General features: G+C 56.2%; 15 protein-coding genes. 6 read left to right on the forward strand and 9 right to left on the reverse strand.

Annotated elements, in window-relative coordinates; all coding sequences use genetic code 11:
* Nucleotides 1-41: 41 nt before the first annotated feature.
* The 6 genes from AC4ICF_RS04745 to AC4ICF_RS04770 form a co-directional block, all read right to left on the reverse strand.
* Nucleotides 42-1,979, reverse strand: coding sequence for a putative bifunctional diguanylate cyclase/phosphodiesterase (locus tag AC4ICF_RS04745; protein WP_163330392.1), 1,938 nt, complete (start codon nt 1,977-1,979; stop codon nt 42-44).
* Nucleotides 1,980-1,996: 17 nt separating this feature from the next.
* Nucleotides 1,997-2,491 carry a putative pterin-binding protein gene (locus tag AC4ICF_RS04750; RefSeq protein WP_116341701.1) on the reverse strand — a complete coding sequence of 165 codons (495 nt, stop codon included), beginning with the start codon at nt 2,489-2,491 and terminating at the stop codon, nt 1,997-1,999.
* A 797-nt stretch (nt 2,492-3,288) separates the two neighbouring features.
* Nucleotides 3,289-3,873, reverse strand: coding sequence for a cytochrome b (locus AC4ICF_RS04755; RefSeq protein ID WP_316380314.1), 585 nt, complete (start codon nt 3,871-3,873; stop codon nt 3,289-3,291).
* The gene (locus AC4ICF_RS04760; protein WP_316380315.1) at nt 3,870-4,943 is read right to left on the reverse strand and encodes a catalase family peroxidase; all 1,074 of its coding nucleotides are present in this window, start codon (nt 4,941-4,943) and stop codon (nt 3,870-3,872) included. Before AC4ICF_RS04760 ends, AC4ICF_RS04755 begins: the two co-directional genes overlap by 4 nt.
* A 328-nt stretch (nt 4,944-5,271) precedes the next feature.
* Nucleotides 5,272-7,056, reverse strand: coding sequence for a diguanylate cyclase (locus AC4ICF_RS04765; RefSeq protein ID WP_316380316.1), 1,785 nt, complete (start codon nt 7,054-7,056; stop codon nt 5,272-5,274).
* A 113-nt stretch (nt 7,057-7,169) separates the two neighbouring features.
* Nucleotides 7,170-8,279, reverse strand: a complete 1,110-nt coding sequence (locus AC4ICF_RS04770; protein WP_116341693.1) for an AI-2E family transporter — start codon at nt 8,277-8,279, stop codon at nt 7,170-7,172.
* Between the two features lie 348 nt (nt 8,280-8,627).
* On the opposite strand from AC4ICF_RS04770, the gene mmuP reads away from it, so the two are divergent.
* The 6 genes from mmuP (at nt 8,628) to tauD (ending at nt 14,537) form a co-directional block, all read left to right on the forward strand.
* A complete protein-coding gene (gene mmuP / locus AC4ICF_RS04775; RefSeq protein WP_316380317.1) occupies nt 8,628-10,028 on the forward strand; it encodes an S-methylmethionine permease in 1,401 nt (466 codons plus the stop codon).
* The gene (mmuM, locus tag AC4ICF_RS04780; protein WP_316380318.1) at nt 10,015-10,947 is read left to right on the forward strand and encodes a homocysteine S-methyltransferase; all 933 of its coding nucleotides are present in this window, start codon (nt 10,015-10,017) and stop codon (nt 10,945-10,947) included. Before mmuP ends, mmuM begins: the two co-directional genes overlap by 14 nt.
* Before the next feature lie 177 nt (nt 10,948-11,124).
* Entirely contained in the window at nt 11,125-12,087 is a 963-nt protein-coding gene (gene tauA, locus AC4ICF_RS04785) for a taurine ABC transporter substrate-binding protein (protein ID WP_166710245.1), read from the forward strand.
* A gap of 10 nt (nt 12,088-12,097) precedes the next feature.
* Nucleotides 12,098-12,865 (forward strand): taurine ABC transporter ATP-binding subunit, encoded by a 768-nt coding sequence (gene tauB, locus AC4ICF_RS04790; RefSeq protein ID WP_316380319.1) that lies wholly within the window; start codon nt 12,098-12,100, stop codon nt 12,863-12,865.
* Entirely contained in the window at nt 12,862-13,689 is an 828-nt protein-coding gene (tauC, locus tag AC4ICF_RS04795) for a taurine ABC transporter permease TauC (RefSeq protein ID WP_163330399.1), read from the forward strand. Before tauB ends, tauC begins: the two co-directional genes overlap by 4 nt.
* On the forward strand, nt 13,686-14,537 hold the full coding sequence (gene tauD, locus AC4ICF_RS04800; RefSeq protein WP_116341681.1) for a taurine dioxygenase: 852 nt from the start codon (nt 13,686-13,688) through the stop codon (nt 14,535-14,537). The genes tauC and tauD overlap by 4 nt, the downstream gene beginning before the upstream one ends.
* 111 nt (nt 14,538-14,648) lie before the next feature.
* Here tauD and olsF read toward each other — a convergent pair whose 3' ends face one another.
* The 3 genes from olsF to ampH form a co-directional block, all read right to left on the reverse strand.
* Nucleotides 14,649-16,373, reverse strand: coding sequence for a bifunctional ornithine lipid synthase OlsF (gene olsF / locus AC4ICF_RS04805; protein ID WP_316380320.1), 1,725 nt, complete (start codon nt 16,371-16,373; stop codon nt 14,649-14,651).
* Between the two features lie 72 nt (nt 16,374-16,445).
* Nucleotides 16,446-17,420, reverse strand: coding sequence for a porphobilinogen synthase (gene hemB / locus AC4ICF_RS04810; RefSeq protein WP_061099078.1), 975 nt, complete (start codon nt 17,418-17,420; stop codon nt 16,446-16,448).
* 164 nt (nt 17,421-17,584) lie between these two features.
* Nucleotides 17,585-18,745, reverse strand: coding sequence for a D-alanyl-D-alanine-carboxypeptidase/endopeptidase AmpH (gene ampH, locus AC4ICF_RS04815; protein WP_061099077.1), 1,161 nt, complete (start codon nt 18,743-18,745; stop codon nt 17,585-17,587).
* Nucleotides 18,746-18,875 lie beyond the last annotated feature (130 nt).

Here is an 18,875-nt window from a genome sequence, read left to right on the forward strand (position 1 = left end):
TATGTGAATACCCAGAGCTGAAAAGTGTGATCCCGGTAGGATCACACGGTACCGTTTTTTATTTTTCTGTCGATTTCAGCCTGCGGCTTTCCGAAAAGATAGCCCTGCACGAGATCGCAGCCCAGCGCCTGAAGGCGTTCAAGCTGCGCTTCGGTTTCCACACCTTCTGCAATAACCCGCATATTCAGGCTCTTTGCCATGCTGGTAATCAGTTTAACGATATTAAGGGCATCATCCTGCGTGGATATCGGGTTCACAAAGGATTTATCTATCTTAATTTTATCAAAATTCAGTTCACTCAGTCGCGAGAGCGATGAATATCCCGTTCCGAAATCATCGATAGAAATTTTGACGCCCAGTGCTCGGAGTTTTTTGAGAATAGTGATCGGCATGTTGCTGTCACTGAAGAGCGAAGACTCTGTTACCTCTAACTCAAGTCGGCTGGCCGGCAGGCCTGTCTCTTTCAGGATGGACTGAACCATCGTCGTAAACGATTTTGTGCCTAACTGAACGGGTGAGACGTTCACCGAGATTCTGGCCGGCACCGCCCAGGACACCGCTTCCCGGCAGGCAAGTTCAAGCACATTTTTGCCGATCTCATTGATCATGCCGGTTTTTTCAGCAACAGAAATAAAGTAATCAGGTGACAATATCCCCTTCACCGGGTGTATCCAGCGAATAAGCGCTTCATAGCCGTAAATTTCATTGCTGAATGAATCGACAATAGGCTGGTAATAAACAACGAATTCATGGTTATCGATCGCGAGAGCCATATCATGCTCAAGGGTTCTGCTTTCCTGCAGCTTCTGCAGCATCCACTGGCGGAAGACTTTTATCTGCTGTGAGCCCTCTTTTTTGGCTTCGTAGAGGGCAAGATCGGCGAATTTATAGAGATAATCCGAGCGCCGTTCATTATCAGATAAAACGATACCCACACAGGTGGCAATTTTTATCAGCTGGTTATTAATCGTGTAGGGCTGACTGATACGATCGCTGATCTCTTTAGCGCGCGAAACCGCAGCGCTTTCGGTCAGGCCGCTCGAGAGAAGTGCAAATTCGTCACCGCCCAGGCGGTAAAACGTATCTGTCGCGTTGCTCATTGAGGTAAGCCGTCGGGATACCTGATTCAGCAGTAAATCGCCCGCATCATGGCCATAGGTATCGTTGACCTCTTTAAATCGGTCTAAATCAAATAACATCACCGTAACAGGGGTATGGTTTTTATCTGCCTGAAGGTTAATTTTATTGAGGTCGTCCCAGAAGAAAAGACGGTTTTTCATGCCGGTGAGGGAGTCATGATACACATCGTATTCCAGCTTCGAATTCTGGATTTGCAGCGTTTCTTTTGACAGCTGAAGTTCGTCAGCGAGGGTTTTAACCTGCATATGGGCTTTAAGAATATTTTTATTCTGGTAGATCATTAAGAATCCCAGAATAAAGCTTAATATCACCAGCAGTAACGAAAGTGCAGAGTAAATATAATAAAGAATCTGTATTTTATGGTTGGATTCATTAATCGTGTTAATATCTTTTGTTAACGCACTTGAAGACAGTTGACTTAGCGGCGCGTCGAGCAGGTGCATATTTGCCAGGTACTTTTTTAACTCTGCATGGCTCATTTTTTCCAGATTACTGTCCAGATACGCCAGTATTTCTTCCAGGCGTGCAGCAAGCTCTTGATGCGTTTTATCGCTCCCAATATAGCGGCCTAAATCTCCTCCTTTCAACAATTCGCCCTGGCTGAGCATAATTTCGAGACGCATGCGGGCCTGGTCTATCGTAACGTCATCGGTATCGGTTGCGTATAGACCAAGCCATGATTCAAATCGGTAATACTCGGATACCAGTTGAGCCACGGACCAGGACTCGGTGTAATGAGTTAATTTTTGCAGCTCTTGCTGACGATCGTAAACAAGAAAGGCAATATATCCCGTCGTGATAAAAAGAGAAAAAATGATACCAACCAGTATCCTGTTCATTATGTTCTCCTGAACTGCTATTCAATCTTCATTTTGCTAACCTGCCATGCTGAACGCGAGTAATAAATCTGATTATTCAACTCAGGAAGACTGTCATAAGGGTATACAATGAATGAGGGTCCTTTATCGCGGATGCGCATATATTCGCCATTAATCTTTAAGGCAAGAATGGCATTATATTTTTTAAAATCACTAAGAGGTATAGCGGTAGCGTAATCATTGAGCGCAATCACATTTACGTTAGTCCCTTTTGCCCCAACATAATCCATGAGCTTGCTCATTGGAACACCCTCAAACTTCGTGCGGCCCGTATACCAGGGAGAGGTCGTCTCGAAGCTCACCATACCCAGTTTTTCAAGGCTGGCGAGATCAAACACTGCTTTTCCAGCTTCGTTCGTATTTTCTATATTACCGTAAATCGTCAAAATGGGTTTTCCCGCGGGTTTCGGCAACTCACCCGCCCAGGCTAAACTCTGAACCAGACAGCATACCAGCATTAGGGTTAATCGCATTATGGCCTCCACTTTTGAACAGAAGTATATGAATTATAATTTAGTAATCCTACTAGTTTATATATTTTGTTGAGCCACCCTTATCTTTGCAGTGGTTATCTTTTAAATTTCTTGCAAATCATGTGGTTAGCGTGTTTTTGCAATGGTGGGAGTAAGGAGCCTTAAACGCGTCATTTTTTTTAGATACGCTGGTTTTACTTGAATAAACTCTCTGGCGTTTAAAAAACGATCGTTTTTATTGACTCACGTTTTTCTCTCCGCAGATTCATCTGTGATACAAACGCTTTAAACGTACTTAACGCCTGAAAGAGGTGTCGTTATCCGCCCGGGCAGGCGCCGGAATGCTACCCGCTCATGCGCTATGCTACCCTGCTAAATCGTGCCCCTGCATGTCTGACGACGGGGCGACAGGCGACAGTCTTTTTTTAAAAGTTTGTTGGGTGCGCGAACAGTAATCTTTATTTGTCACGCCTGAAATTATGACCTGACTTTGTACCGACGGCGAAAGAGTAAAATGTCGTAGAGCAGCCTCCATTTTTCTAGGAAAAATCTTAGACCTTCGTCTGTGGATATTATCCATTTCTTTAATATATCAGTCGCGTTTATTCTGGCAGGGGAGCCCCGGAATGTTCGGCATAATATCGGGAGTGTCGATAATATTTTCATGGTATTTCAAGGTGTACCCAGAGCGAAAACAATATGCCTCGCTCAGGTTGCTAAATGATGCGCCACCCGATTTCCATCCGGGTAGCGAACAGGGGAATTAAACAAACGGACGCGGTTGGGCGATGGGAATGTTAGCGCTCTTGAGACGGCTCACTCGCCGATTTGCCGCTTTTCGCCATGCTGGCAAAAACGCTGTCCCGGTAGATCCAGGCATGAACTAATGCGGCTGAAATATGTAAGAGCACCACGGCAAAAAGGAGTTTCGCCAGAAGGCTATGGGCATCGTGGCACCATGCGAAAAGCGTTGGGCTTGTTGGCACAATCGGTGGGAGGTTAAAACCCTCAAACATAACGACGGGCAAGCCTGCTGCCGACAGCTGCGCCCAGCCCAAAAATGGCATTGCCAGCATGAGCGCATACAGCAGCCAGTGCGACGCCTTTGCCGCAAATACCTGCCAGAAGGGCAAATCTGCAGGGAGCTGGGGGGGCTGGCTACGCAGGCGGTTCATCAGACGGAGCAGCGCCAGCAGTAGTATGGCAATCCCCAGAGGGCGATGCAGGTCGATTAGCGCTATCCGATGATGGAGCGTCGTCATCATTGCCGTACCAATGAACAGCATTGCCAGGATCATCGCCGCCATGAGCCAGTGCAGCCCTCGAGCCAGCGCGTTGAAATGCTGGGGCGTTTTTTCTTGTCCTTCACGGTTCGGGTTCATTTAACCTCCTGCATTTGAACGGCCTCGGTTGCCTTGCCGTAGCCAATTTCCCGCTCGCGGCGGCTGAAAGAGTGTGAATACGCGGCAGAACGTGCGTTCAGGACAGGATCGGCAGACACTTCCACACCCGCTGGAACCGTCGATGGGTCGAAGTTAACGTCGCGGCAGGGACCCTCTGCCTGGGGTTCCACCTGCGTCACCTCCAGCGTTCCGGCCACAATTTGCTTGCGATCGTTCGGCCACGGCTGGGAAGGGTCATCCACCGGGTCACCCGGCTGCGCGAGCTGAAGAACGAAATCCCAGTAGAGTGGTTTCTGAGCAAGTCTCTGACTGACGCCCTCGAACATGGCGTTGCGATCGGCTGTCTGACGCTGCGCCTCGCTCAACGATATAAAAGGATCGTGCGGGCGCATCATCCAGCGAACCGCCTGGCGATTACCGTGGGCGTCAACAAGGTAGAAGGCGTTAATGCTGTAGAACGTTGCGCCAGCAAAACTGCCGGGTGCGGGTTTGTGTGCCGCCCATTTAAGGTATTTCTCTGCTTCCGGATAGGCTTTTAAGAATGCAGCGAGGCGCTGCGGATCCGGTTTGCCGGTTGCTGCATCTGGCGCGGTTGCTTTGCGAAGAGCCAGAAAGCCTTCTGGATCCCGGGTGGCAAAGTAGGGCTCGTTGTTCATCGCCATACGCCACTGCTGTTTGTCGTCTGTGCTGAACATCAGTGCCATGCTCAGGGTTTTCGTTGAGTTATCCGCCGCGTAGGGGTTGCCAGTGCCAATAGAAAACCGGCCGACAACGCGCGTTTCCGTTTGTGAAAAGAGACGCGCAGTAGACAGTGACCTCGCAGCTCCTTCAGGAACGAAGTTTCCGGTAAAGCACATCCCTTTGCCGTGCGCACGGCGAAATCCAGGAGGAAACGGCGTTGGCGTTTCCGGGACTAATGCCTGGCTGATGGTGCGTGAACCAAGCCAGCCCGCCGTCCACGCAAATGCGGAAGCCATCGCCCCCGCGATCGCGGCAATTAAGGCCAGCGCTCCCCAGGTTTTTTTGGATCGTAAATCCACTTTAGACATAGACGTTTTTCCATTGTGAAGAATAATGCCTGCCACGCTCACAATCTTCTGCGCTGCATGCATTAATACAGGGGTAAAGATGAGGCGATTATTTTTTTATAATCGCGGTAACATTAACGCCGTGGTTAATATGCCAGAGGATATTTTTATGATGAGGCGGCCACCTACGCGCTAAATAATAACGGACTGAAAAGTCAGTATTTTTATAACGTGCGTTTGTCCTCTCTGAGAAGAGTATATGAGGTAAACCCGATCAAAAAAGAATATCACGAAAAGTTTATTATTTTCTGATACCCGATATTCTTGCGTCTGCCACCCGGCGGGTGGCCTAGCCCGCTTCCAGCATCCCAAAACTCACAATTCGCGAGCGTCCCAGCTCTTTCGCCCGGTACAGGGCCACGTCCGCGGCGCGCAGCAGGTTGTCGCTCTGAGCATGCTCTGGATAGCTGGCGATGCCAATCGACACGTCCACCGGCCCAATCTCAGTCAGCCCGTAGCGAAGCGACAGTTCATGCACGGCGTTGTAAATCTTCTGGGCGCAGGCGTGCGCCTCTGCTTCACCGGCATTGGGAAGCAGAACCAGAAACTCCTCGCCCCCGTAGCGGAACGCCAGCCCGCTGTCGTGCGAGGCCCGCTGAACAATCGACGCCACGTTTTTGATCACCCCATCGCCGGCCTCGTGACCAAAGCGGTCATTGATGCTTTTGAAGTGATCGATGTCGATCATCATGCAGCTTAACGGCTCGTCGTTGCGCATGGCCTGCGTCATTTGAATATGCAGGGTGTCTTCCAGATGATGACGATTACGCAGGCCGGTAAGCGGGTCAAACAAGGCTTTTTCCAGCAGCGCGTCGCGCAGGCGCTGGTTTGCCAGCGCCAGCCCGAGCGCCTCGGCCATCAGTTCCAGATACGCGCGGGAAGGGGCATTTTCCGGGGTGATGTTCTGGAATGAGAGCAGGCCAATAGCCTCTCCCTGGGCGATAAGCGGCACGCACAGCGCGCTTTCCGCCTGTGACGCCGGGAGATGATAGCAGGCGACATCCGGCTCACCGTTAACCGGCGGGTGGCTCTGACCGCGACGCACGGCCCAGCACGCATCGGGGTGGAACGTGGTCTCATCACCGGTCGGTGAAAGCCATTGGGCGGCGCAGCGCATTTGCCACGGATCGCGATCGAAAACGTAGAGCCGTCCCGCTATACCCGGCGCGATGTTGGGAGCAAACATCTCAGCCACGTTAATGACATCGTTAAAGTTTTCACACCCCTGCAGCCGCTGCGTCATGCGCGCCAGCAGCTCGCGGATGGCCCAGTCGGCGTCGCGCTCTTTTTCCAGCCGCTGTCGCGCAAGGCCGTTTTCGCGGAAGATGCGGATGGCCTGAGCCATATCGCCTATCTCATCAACCTGGGTGAAGTTCGGGGGTTCGACGGCGTAATCCTGTGATGCCAGACGATGAACGACGTCGCTCAGGCGTACCACCGGACGCAGCACGCGACGCTTGAGGATAAAGCCCATCACAAACAGGAAGAGCACGGCGGTCAGTCCGACCATCACCTCTGAAGCGGTACGAAGCGCTTTTGACGTTCTGGTGGCAGCCTGCACGTCGGCGATAATGCGCTTGTCCAGCAGCAGGCGAAAGCGGTCGATGTTACTCTGCGCCCGCTCTAATTCCAGTTCATAACTTTTACCGAAGAGTAACGCAACGGCTTGCCGATCTTCGCCCCGGGTGATGCCGTCAATGGCTGCCTGCTGCTCATCCTGCAGTTCGTCAACAATCTTCAGTCCGTCATACAGCAGCGCCAGCTCCTCACCCGATGCTCCCGTGTTTTTGAGCTGTTGCAGCGAATGTTCAATATTCTTCAGTTCCGCTTCTTTCGCCTGATATTTCTCCAGCACGTCAGGCTCTTTTTTGATGGCATAAAGTCGCGCCAGATCAGAGAGCATCCAGGCGTCTATTTCAATCTCTTCCGTAAGCTGATCAAAGGTTTGCCGTTGTTTTACGGCCTCACGTTCTATGTTGTCGGCATGGGAAGCCATCACCATGACGATGCCGGAAGCAATGGTCAGGCACACCGTGACCCCATAAGCCCAGTTTGTGATCGTGGCGATTCGCACCTGTTGGTTTCCTCTACGGCAAAAATGGAAGAACGTTCTTTCAGATTATAGAAAACCTCTGATTCAGAGCGAAAAAAAAGGCGGCACAGCGCCGCCTTTCAGAACGCCTGTTCTTACAAATCAGGAGAGTTTTTTCCCTCTTCGATGAAATCCGCGTCCAGCTCTTCGGCGTTGCCTTCGTGATCGCGTCCGGAGAAGAGGTTCCAGCAGGCGATAAACAGCGCGGCGATGAGCGGCCCGATCACAAAGCCGTTAATGCCGTACAGCTCCATACCGCCGAGGGTAGTGATCAAAATCAGGTAGTCCGGCATTTTGGTGTCTTTCCCCACCAGCAACGGGCGCAGGATATTGTCTACCAGCCCGACGATAATCACGAAGAAGCCAACAATAAACAGCCCCTGCCACAGCTGGTGAGTGGCGAACAGGTAGATGGCGGCCGGCACCCAGACAATCGCCGAGCCGACGGCGGGGACCAGCGAGAGGAACGCCATCAGCGCGCCCCAGAGCACGCTGCCGTCGATGCCCGCGATGGCAAACGCGATCCCGCCGAGCGTGCCCTGAACGACGGCCACTACCGCCGTTCCTTTCACCGTCGCCCGGGAGACGCCGACAAACTTGGCGAACAGGTGCTGTTTAACAAAATCGGACAGCGGCAGGGAGTCGAGGATCTGGCGCACCAGATACGGTCCATCCTTCAGGAGGAAGAACAGCAGATAAAGCATGATGCCGAAGCTAATGGCAAAGCCAAACGTGCCTTTGCCGATCAGGAACGCGCTGCCCGCCAGATACTGCCCGCCCTGCAGCGCGACGTCGGAGAGTTTTTTCTGGATCTGCGCCGCGTTGGTCAGGTTGTGGTCCGCCAGGAAGCCGCTGGCCCAGTCCGGCAGGTGGTTAAAGATGCTCGCTACCACTTCCGGGAATTGCGTGTTGTTCTCCTGGAGCTTCGTGTAAACCACGTTCAGCTCAATGGCGAGCGAGGAGAGGATCACCATCAGCGGGATGAAGACGATCAGGCAGATAATGCCAATCGTCAGCAGCGAGGCCAGCCCGTTGCGATCCCCCAGCGCGGCGCGCAGCCTGTTTTTTACCGGGTTGAAGATGACGGTCAGAATAGCGGCCCACAGTATCGCGGAGAAGTAGGGCGACAGCACGTCGAAGAAGGCCCAGGTCACAAGGGCGAGAATGAAAATAAAGAAACCTTTGGTCAGTCCGTTAAAGCGCATCAGTCAGTCCTGGTTACTAATAAACTGTGTCGACTATAGAACTGATTGTGAGAATTACCAACCTTTGCGCCGGGTGGCGGCCTGTAGGGCACTATCGCGGTATGAATTTGCGCTTCACGGATAGCACTTTCGACTGACCGAAGATCGCACGCTCCCGCACCATGCTGTAAGTATCTGCTTGCGGAGGTGCTTATGGCCTGGCGTCCGATTCTCTATGTGATCCTCACAACCCACCCCAGACTCAGCGCGCGGCGCGCCCGCTTGCGTCTGGTCATCTAGCTTTTTGTTAATAATCGCGGTATAACACCTTCTTTGGATGTTTAGATGTCCATACGTATAGAAGGTAATATGCAAACACAACAAGAAAATGGGCAGCTTAAGCGCACCATGAAAACACGCCACCTGATTATGCTCTCCCTGGGCGGCGTGATTGGGACAGGGTTGTTTTTTAATACGGGATACATCATCTCCACCACCGGTGCGGCGGGCACGCTGCTGGCGTACCTGATCGGCGCGCTGGTGGTCTGGCTGGTGATGCAGTGTCTGGGCGAGCTTTCCGTGGCGATGCCGGAAACCGGCGCGTTCCACGTCTATGCCGCCCGCTATCTTGGCCCGGCGACGGGCTATACCGTGGCGTGGCTCTACTGGCTGACCTGGACGGTGGCGCTCGGGTCGAGCTTTACCGCCGCCGGGTTCTGCATGCAGTACTGGTTCCCACAGGTGCCCGTCTGGGCGTGGTGCGTGGTCTTCTGCGTGGTGATTTTTGGCCTTAACGTCATCTCCACACGCTTCTTTGCCGAAGGGGAATTCTGGTTCTCGCTGGTGAAGGTCATCACCATCGTCGCCTTTATCATCCTCGGCGGGGCGGCGGTCTTTGGTTTCATCCCGATGCAGGACGGTTCACCCGCGCCGGGTTTAAGCAACCTCACTGCCGAGGGCTGGTTCCCGCACGGCGGCCTGCCGATCCTGATGACCATGGTGGCGGTGAACTTTGCCTTCTCCGGGACCGAGCTTATCGGCATCGCGGCGGGTGAAACGGAAAATCCGCATAAGGTCATTCCGGTTGCAATCCGCACCACCATCGCGCGGCTGATCATCTTCTTTATCGGCACCGTGTTTGTGCTGGCGGCGCTGATCCCGATGCAGCAGGCGGGCGTGGAAAAGAGCCCGTTCGTGCTGGTGTTTGAGAAGGTCGGTATTCCTTATGCGGCTGATATCTTTAACTTCGTGATCCTGACGGCGATCCTCTCGGCGGCGAACTCCGGGCTGTACGCGTCTGGCCGCATGCTCTGGTCGCTCTCGAATGAGAAAACGCTCCCGCGCTGCTTTGCCCGCGTGAACAAAAACGGCGTGCCGCTGACGGCGCTCTCGGTTTCCATGCTCGGCGGCGTGCTGGCGCTGTTCTCAAGCGTGGTGGCCCCGGATACGGTGTTTGTCGCGCTCTCGGCCATTTCTGGCTTTGCGGTGGTGGCAGTGTGGATCAGCATCTGCGCGTCGCACTTCGTTTTCCGCCGTCGTCATTTGCAGTCCGGCCAGCCGCTCTCTGCGCTGCAGTACCGCGCGCCGTGGTATCCGCTGGTGCCGGTGCTCGGTTTTATCCTCTGCGTGGTGGCCTGCGTCGGCCTGTGGTTTGACCCCAGCCAGCGGATTGCCCTTTATTGCGGGCTTCCGTTCGTCGCCCTGTGTTATGGTGCCTACTATCTGACCCGAAATATAACATCGCAGGAGCCTGAACATGTCGCAGAATAATCCGCTTACCGCCATCCTTGAAAAACAGCCGTTTGTGGTGCTGGATGGCGCAATGGCAACGGAGCTGGAAGCGCGCGGCTGTAACCTTGCAGACAGCCTCTGGTCTGCCAAAGTGCTGGTGGAAAACCCGGATCTTATTCGCGAAGTGCATCGTGATTACTACCGCGCGGGCGCGCAGGTGGCGATCACCGCCAGCTACCAGGCCACGCCTGTGGGCTTTGCGGCACGCGGTCTGGACGAGGCGCAGTCCCGCGCGCTGATTGGCAAAAGCGTGGAGCTGGCGCGCAAGGCGCGCGAAGCGTATCTGGCTGAAAATCCGCATGCGGGCACGCTGCTGGTGGCGGGATCCGTTGGGCCTTACGGCGCGTATCTGGCGGATGGCTCAGAGTATCGCGGCGACTACGTGCGTAGCGCCGAAGAATTCACAGAATTCCACCGCCCGCGCGTGGAAGCGCTGCTGGATGCGGGCGCTGACCTGCTGGCCTGCGAAACCCTACCGTCCTTTGAGGAGATTAAGGCGCTGGCGGCACTGCTGACCGAGTATCCCCGCGCCCGGGCGTGGTTCTCATTTACCCTGCGCGACAGCGAGCACCTGAGCGACGGTACGCCGCTGCGTGACGTAGTCAACGTGCTGGCAAACTACCCGCAGATTGTCGCGCTGGGCATTAACTGCATCGCCCTGGAAAATACCACGGCGGCGCTGAAGCATCTGCAAAGCCTGACGTCGCTGCCGCTGGTGGTCTACCCGAACTCGGGCGAGCATTATGACGCGGTAACCAAAACCTGGCATCACCACGGCGAAGCGTGCGAGACGCTGGTGGGGTATCTGCCGCAGTGGCTGGCGGCGGGAGCGAAGTTAATCGGCGGATGCTGTCGCACCACGCCGAAGGATATTGCGGAACTGAACGCACAGCGCTGATGACCTCACCCTGACCCTCTCCCACGGGGAGAGGGAAAAAACCAACCGCACAAAACCAACTATTCTTTCCCGCTTTTTTTCTAAAAACGAATCGTCATTAACGATTCTTTTTTATTCCTTTATCAAAATTCCTGCGCCGGAAATACTGCCCTCATAACAACAAGGGGAGCAGGCACTATGGCAAATTCATCGCGAATCACACTTCTCGGCGCGCTGGCGCTGTGGGCATTTCAGGCGCAGGCGGTGGACGTTACCGTCGCGTATCAAACCTCTGCGGAGCCGGCGAAGGTTGCGCAAGCAGACAATACCTTTGCGAAAGAGAGCGGCGCGAAGGTCGACTGGCGCAAGTTCGACAGCGGCGCGTCCGTCGTGCGTGCGTTAGCCTCCGGCGACGTGCAGATCGGCAATATTGGTTCAAGCCCGCTGGCGGTCGCGGCCAGCCAGCAGGTGCCGATTGAGGTTTTCCTGCTCGCCTCGCAGCTTGGTAACTCTGAAGCGCTGGTGGTGAAGAAAAACATCACCAAACCGGAAGATCTGATCGGCAAACGCATCGCCGTGCCGTTTATCTCCACCACTCACTACAGCCTGCTGGCGGCGCTGAAACACTGGGGCATCAAGCCGGGTCAGGTACAAATCATCAACCTGCAGCCGCCGGCGATTATCGCCGCCTGGCAGCGCGGCGATATTGACGGGGCCTACGTGTGGGCACCGGCAGTGAACGAACTGGAAAAAGACGGCACCGTGCTGACCGACTCCGAAAAAGTGGGCCAGTGGGGGGCGCCGACGCTCGACGTGTGGGTAGTGCGCAAAGACTTTGCCGAGAAGCATCCTGAGGTGGTGAAAGCCTTCGCCAAAAGCGCGATTGACGCCCAGCAGCCGTACATCAGCAATCCGGAAGAATGGCTGAAGCAGCCCGCCAACCTGGAAAAACTCTCCCGCCTGAGCGGCGTGCCGGAATCGGACGTGCCGGGGCTGGTGAAGGGCAATACCTATCTGACCCCCGCGCAGCAGGTGCAGCAGCTGAACGGGCCGGTGAGCAAAGCGATTGTTGATACCGCCACCTTCCTGAAAGAGCAGGGCAAAGTACCCGCGGTGGCGGCAGATTACAGCCAGTACGTGACCGACCGCTTTGTGAAATAAGGAGTCCGCCATGCTGAATATTACGAACCTGTACGCCGATTACGGTGGGAAACCCGCACTGGAGGACATCAACCTGACGCTGGACAGCGGTGAACTGCTGGTAGTGCTCGGCCCGTCCGGCTGCGGAAAAACCACGCTGCTGAATCTGATCGCCGGGTTTGTACCGTATCAGCACGGCACCATTCAGCTGGAAGGCAAAAAGGTGGAAGGCCCGGGCGCCGAGCGCGGGGTGGTCTTTCAGAACGAAGGGTTGCTTCCCTGGCGTAACGTGCAGGAAAACGTAGCGTTTGGGCTACAGCTTGCGGGTATTAACCGCGAACAGCGGCTGGAAACGGCGCGGGTGATGCTGAAAAAGGTCGGGCTGGAAGGGGCGGAAAAACGCTTTATCTGGCAGCTTTCCGGCGGTCAGCGCCAGCGCGTCGGCATTGCCCGCGCGCTGGCGGCCAATCCGCAGCTGTTGCTGCTGGACGAGCCGTTCGGGGCGCTGGATGCCTTCACCCGCGAGCAGATGCAAACCCTGCTGCTGCGCCTGTGGCATGAGACGGGCAAGCAGGTGCTGTTAATTACCCACGATATCGAAGAGGCGGTGTTTATGGCGACGGAGCTGGTGCTGCTCTCGCCGGGGCCGGGGCGCGTGCTGGAGCGCTTGCCGCTGGATTTCGCCCGCCGCTACGTCGCGGGCGAACCCGTGCGCAGCATCAAATCCGACCCGCGGTTTATTGAGCAGCGCGAATATGTCTTAAGCCGCGTGTTTGAGCAGCGGGAGGCCTTCTCATGAGCATCGTTTTCAGTGAAAAAACGCGCCGCACACGTCTGGCGCTGCGCTGGCCTTTCTCGCGCCAAATCACCTTGAGCGTCGGTACGCTGCTTGTACTGTGGGCATTGTGGTGGGCGGTTGCGGCCCTGCAGTGGGTCAGCCCGCTGTTTCTGCCGCCGCCGGGACAGGTGCTGGACAAACTCATTACCATCGCCGGGCCGCAGGGCTTTATGGATGCCACACTCTGGCAGCATCTTGGGGCAAGCCTGACGCGCATTCTGGTGGCGTTGCTGGCGGCGGTGATTATCGGTATTCCGGTCGGGATCGCGATGGGCCTAAGCCCGACGGTGCGCGGCATCCTCGACCCGCTGATTGAGCTTTACCGTCCGGTGCCGCCGCTGGCCTATCTGCCGCTGATGGTGATCTGGTTCGGCATCGGTGAAACGTCAAAAATCCTGCTGATTTATCTGGCGATTTTCGCCCCGGTTGCCATGTCGGCGCTGGCGGGCGTGAAGAGCGCCCAGCAGGTGCGGATCCGCGCGGCGCAGTCGCTGGGGGCCAGCCGCACGCAGGTGCTGCTGTTCGTGATTTTACCGGGCGCGCTGCCGGAGATTTTAACCGGGATACGCATCGGGCTTGGCGTGGGCTGGTCCACGCTGGTGGCGGCAGAGCTGATCGCCGCCACGCGAGGATTAGGGTTTATGGTGCAGTCGGCGGGGGAGTTCCTGGCGACTGACGTGGTGCTGGCAGGGATTGCGGTAATTGCTGCGATCGCCTTCGGATTAGAACTGGGGCTGCGCGCGTTACAGCGCCGCCTGACGCCCTGGCATGGAGAAATACAATGAGTGAACGTCTGACCATTACCCCGCTGGGGCCGTACATTGGCGCGCAGGTGTCGGGCCTGGATGTGACCCGTCCGCTGAGCGATAACCAGTTCGAGCAGCTGTACCACGCGGTGCTGCGCCATCAGGTGGTGTTCCTGCGCGAGCAGGCAATCACCCCGCAGCAGCAGCGCGCGCTGGCCCTGCGCTTTGGCGATCTGCATATCCACCCCGTCTATCCGCATGCGGAAGGGGTGGAGGAGATTATCGTTCTGGACACCCACAACGATAACCCGCCGGATAACGACAACTGGCACACCGATGTGACCTTTATCGAGACGCCTCCCGCCGGGGCGATTCTGGCGGCGAAGCTGCTGCCGGAGACGGGCGGGGATACGCTGTGGGCCAGCGGGATTGCGGCGTATGAGGCGCTTTCCGCACCGCTCCGGGTGCTCCTGAGCGGGCTGCGGGCGGAGCACGACTTCAAAAAATCGTTCCCGGAATACAAGTACCGTAAAACCGAAGAGGAGCACCAGCGCTGGCTGGAGGCGGTGGCGAAGCATCCGCCGCTGCTGCACCCGGTGGTGCGCACCCATCCGGTCACGGGCAAGCAGGCGCTGTTCGTGAACGAAGGATTTACGACGCGCATTGTGGACGTTACGGAAAAAGAGAGCGAGGCGCTGTTAGGTTTCCTGTTCGCACATATCACTAAACCGGAGTTTCAGGTGCGCTGGCGCTGGCAGGAGAACGACCTGGCGATCTGGGATAACCGCGTGACGCAGCACTATGCCAATGCGGACTATCTGCCGCAGCGAAGGATTATGCAGCGGGCGACGATTTTGGGGGATAAACCGTTTTATCGTGCGCCTTGATCCCCTCACCCTAACCCTCTCCCCAAAGGGGCGAGGGGACTGTACGGTGCGGTTTTCACCTTCTGAACAAAGGGCGAGGGGCTGTGTGGTACGTTTTTCACCCTCTCCCTTTTAGGGAGAGGGCTGGGGTGAGGGTGTTAAATGCGCCTCAATATACCGCTGATAGCGGTTCGCCTTCAGGTAACACAAATCCACCAGCACCAGACCGTCTACGCAGTTGTTAAACGCCGGGTCGCTGCCAAAATCAATAAACTGCACGCCGCCGGGTTCACAGAGTTCGGAATACTGCTTGTAGAGCGGCGGTATACCACAGCCCAGATTACCGAGCAGGGATTTCAGCTTTGTCAGGTCATCCACGTAATCCACGCCGCCAAACTGTGCCAGTACGTCCGGCAGCGACGCCGGGTAAGGCTGGCGTGACGCGGCCAGTGGATGCGTCGCCGGGAACCACAGGCGGTAAAAGGCGACCAGCAGATCCCGCGCCGCAGGCGGTAAGCCGCCGGAGATGGAGACGGGCCCAAACAGGTAGCGGTAGTGAGGGTAACGCGCCAGGTAAGCCCCGATGCCGGACCACAGATAGTCCAGACCGCGACGCCCCCAGTAGCGCGGCTGAATAAAGCTGCGCCCCAGCTCAATACCGTGCTCCAGCACGTCCTGCATTTTGTCGTCGTAGTGAAACAGGCTGTAACTGTACAGCCCATCAACGCCGCGCTTTTCGACCTGCATGGCCGTTGGCATAAAGCGATACGCGCCGACAATCTCCAGATCCTCTTCATCCCACAGGATCAGGTGCAGATAATCATCATCGTAGCTGTCGGTGTCCCGGCGTTTACCGCTCCCTTCCTCCACCGCACGAAACGCAATCTCGCGCAGGCGGCCCAGCTCGCGCAGAAGAGGAGCCTCTTCCTGCCCGTTGCGCTGCCACAGGTAGATGGTTTTGCCGTCGCTGGTTTTACCCAGACACTCGGCCTGCGCCAGTTCACGTCTCAGCGTGGCCCGGTCTTCCGGACGGGCAATCGCACACTGGGTTTTAAAAACGCCAGGCAATCCCTTGCCAAGACGCATCACGTGCTGACGGCACTGCTCGGCCATCTCACGAGACGAAAGGGTAGCGCTAAACCAGCTGTTCCACGCAATCTGCTGGCCGATTTTAATCGGCAGCTGGCTGTGGCGGCGGCGGAACATCTGCTGCATCAGCAGCAGCATCGACAATGTCGGTGACACCAGCGTGCTGGCATAAAAGAGCAGGCTGTTGTGCGCCTGAATATGCACCGGCAGCAGCGGGGCGCGCAGCTTGCTGGCGAGTTTGATAAAGCCGGAGTGCCATTTTTTATCGCGAATGCCTTTGCGCGTGGGCCGTGAAACTTCTCCCGCCGGGAAGAAGATCAGCACGCCCGCGTTTTGCAGATGCTGCTCCATCTGAATCAGGGACGACTTCGCCGTCCTGCCGCCCATATTGTCGACCGGAATAAACAGAGAACTGAGGGGCTCAAGGTGGGTCAGCATCCGGTTGGTCACGACTTTAACGTCGCGTCGCACGCGGGAGACGGCGTACATCAGCGCCAGCCCGTCCAGGGTGCCCGTCGGGTGGTTGGCAATAATGACCAGCGGGCCATGTTCGGGGATTTGTTCGAGATCGCGGGCGGAAACGGTGCAGAGAATATCAAGGTGTTCCAGAACTTGCTCCACCATATCCAGTCCTTTCAGGTGGCGGTGAGCGGCGGCAAACTGCTGGAATTCGTCTTCGTAAAACAGCCTTTTTAACAGACTTTTTTGCCAGGGTGCAGGCCTCGCCTGAGGCCAAAGATCGTCGAGAACGCTATCGAGGCTAAACATGATTACTCCTCCTGCCGTCTTGCGAAGACAGTAGAAGGAGCAGATGTCGGTTGTATTGCAGTTTGGTGAAGATTAGCGGAGGATTTTTTTCTCAGCCAGATCCAGCGCGAAGTAGCTGAAGATCAGATCCGCGCCCGAGCGTTTGATCGCCCCCAGGCTTTCGAGGATCACTTTCTCTTCGTCGATAGCCCCTGCCAGCGCGGCGAATTTGATCATCGCGTACTCGCCGCTCACCTGGTATGCCCCCAGCGGCAATTCGGTGCGCTCGCGGATGTCGCGCAGGATGTCGAGATACGCGCCAGCTGGTTTCACCATCAGGCAGTCTGCGCCCTGAGCTTCATCGAGCAGGGATTCACGAATTGCTTCGCGGCGGTTCAGCGGGTTCATCTGATAGGTCTTACGATCGCCCTTCAGCGCCGTGCCGGCTGCTTCACGGAACGGGCCGTAGAACGAGGAGGCAAATTTGGTGGAGTAGGACATGATGGCGGTGTCGGTAAAGCCTGCCGCATCCAGCGCCTGACGGATCGCCTGAACCTGGCCGTCCATCGCCGCAGACGGCGCGATGAAGTCCGCACCCGCAGCGGCAGCGACCACAGCCTGCTTGCCGAGGTTCAGCAGGGTGGCATCGTTATCCACGCCATGATCGCACAGCACGCCGCAGTGACCATGGGAGGTGTATTCGCAGAAACAGGTGTCGGACATGACCACCATTTCCGGCACGGTCTCTTTGCAGATGCGGGACATGCGGGCCACGAGCCCGTCTTCTTTCCACGCATCGCTGCCGGTCGCGTCAGTATGGTGGGAGATGCCGAAGGTCATCACCGAGCGGATCCCCGCGTTGGCGATGCGTTCGATCTCGCGCGCCAGATATTTTTCAGGAATGCGCATCACGCCCGGCATGGCTTCGATGGCTTTGTAGTCATCAATCTCTTCTTCAACAAAAATCGGCAACACCAGATCGTTTAAGGTCAGTGTTGTCTCTTCAAACATAGCGCGCAGTGCAGGTGACTTGCGCAGGCGGCGGGGGCGTGCAATTAAATCGGTCATGGTATGCCTGATGTTTGTGGAACAAAGAAGGTTAGTGTAACCGAAAGCACCGTGAGGTGTTTATTAAAGTGGGCGGTTTAGCGGTAGATAATGCAAGACTGCGGAAGGGGGAGCGTTCGGGGCAAACGGTTTAACATCAACCGCTTGCCCTGAGATTATTAAGATCAGTTAGATGCGGTAAGCACCTGGGCTTTATTGGCGCTCAGCTCAGCCACCAGGTTATTAATGCCGTCACTCATATTAACGAAGCGCGTGTTAGGAGAACGGGTGACCACCACAAACGCGCCCACGTTGGACTGCGGAATCATCGCCATGTAGGTGATGAATCCGCCGCCGCCGCCGGTTTTCTGAATAATGCCCGGACGGCCATTTTTCGGCGCCATATAGACCCAGCCCAGGCCGAGCGCATCGGCTTTACCCGGCACGTCCATCCCGATGACGCGGTGCAGCTGAGTACGCTGATAAATGAGGGTCTGCATACGATCGGCCTGGCTGCTGCGGGAGTAGAAATCCGAAGAAAGGAACTGCTGCATCCAGCGCATCATGTCGCCAGGGGTGGAATAGACCCCGCCGCTGCCCACGGCCGCCAGCGTGTTGTTACACGGGCTTGCGCCTTTCTCTGCCACCATCAGGCGTTTGCACTGGTCCGGGGAAGGGGTAAAGGTGGTGTCTTTCATGCCCAGCGGACGCGTGATCTGCTCTTCAAACAGCTGCGGATAAGGTTTGCCCGCCGCCGCTGAGAGCGCATCCGCCAGCAGATCGAACGCCAGGTTCGAGTAAGAGGCCTGCGAGCCCGGGGCGGATTTCAGCGTGGCGGTACTCAGGTAGTTCCAGCGCTGTTGGCGCGTTGGCCAGACAAAAACGTCGCGGTGCGCTGCGCCGCCCGGCTGCTCGCGCGGCAGAGCGCTGGTGTGGGTTGCCAGGTTCACAAGGCGGATTGGCGTGCCCTGATACGTCGGAACACGGGCACCCGGCGGGGCGTATTTGCTGAGCGGATCGTCGAGCTTCACCACGCCCTGGTCGAGTAGTTTCACCAGCATTTCACTGGTCATCAGCTTGGTTAAGGACGCGACGCGTACAACGGAATCCAGCTGCGGGCGAACGTTATTACCTGGACGTGTTTCACCAAAGCTGCGGAAAACGCGCTGGTTGCCGTCGATGACCACCATTGCCATCCCGGTCGCGCCGCTGCCGTAATAGATAAGGTTCGCGTAGCGATCGGCAATATCTGAAGCCAAAACGGGCGCCGTCAGCGGCTGGGCTGCCTGGGCGGTGGAGAAGCTCACCGCACACAGCGCGGCAAAAGAGAGCAGACAACGTTTCAACGAAAAGCATCCATGAAGTGAATGAGGAAAGTAATGGGTATTTATACTACTAATCGGCACCGTGCAATGCCCCGATTAGCATAACCATAGCGAGAAAAACGTAACCATGGGTAAATATGAAGAATTTCCC

The sequence above is a fragment of the Enterobacter sp. ECC_219_Taxon_10 genome (assembly GCF_058354905.1).

Coding starts and splice junctions, on each gene's coding strand:
- tauB (WP_316380319.1), top strand. CDS start 12,098: ATGCTGAATATTACGAACCTGTACGCCGATTACGGTGGGAAACCCGCA.
- AC4ICF_RS04745 (WP_163330392.1), bottom strand. CDS start 1,979: ATGAACAGGATACTGGTTGGTATCATTTTTTCTCTTTTTATCACGACG.
- AC4ICF_RS04755 (WP_316380314.1), bottom strand. CDS start 3,873: ATGAACCCGAACCGTGAAGGACAAGAAAAAACGCCCCAGCATTTCAAC.
- mmuM (WP_316380318.1), top strand. CDS start 10,015: ATGTCGCAGAATAATCCGCTTACCGCCATCCTTGAAAAACAGCCGTTT.
- tauA (WP_166710245.1), top strand. CDS start 11,125: ATGGCAAATTCATCGCGAATCACACTTCTCGGCGCGCTGGCGCTGTGG.
- tauC (WP_163330399.1), top strand. CDS start 12,862: ATGAGCATCGTTTTCAGTGAAAAAACGCGCCGCACACGTCTGGCGCTG.
- AC4ICF_RS04760 (WP_316380315.1), bottom strand. CDS start 4,943: ATGTCTAAAGTGGATTTACGATCCAAAAAAACCTGGGGAGCGCTGGCC.
- AC4ICF_RS04770 (WP_116341693.1), bottom strand. CDS start 8,279: ATGCGCTTTAACGGACTGACCAAAGGTTTCTTTATTTTCATTCTCGCC.
- mmuP (WP_316380317.1), top strand. CDS start 8,628: ATGCAAACACAACAAGAAAATGGGCAGCTTAAGCGCACCATGAAAACA.
- olsF (WP_316380320.1), bottom strand. CDS start 16,373: ATGTTTAGCCTCGATAGCGTTCTCGACGATCTTTGGCCTCAGGCGAGG.
- hemB (WP_061099078.1), bottom strand. CDS start 17,420: ATGACCGATTTAATTGCACGCCCCCGCCGCCTGCGCAAGTCACCTGCA.
- AC4ICF_RS04750 (WP_116341701.1), bottom strand. CDS start 2,491: ATGCGATTAACCCTAATGCTGGTATGCTGTCTGGTTCAGAGTTTAGCC.
- tauD (WP_116341681.1), top strand. CDS start 13,686: ATGAGTGAACGTCTGACCATTACCCCGCTGGGGCCGTACATTGGCGCG.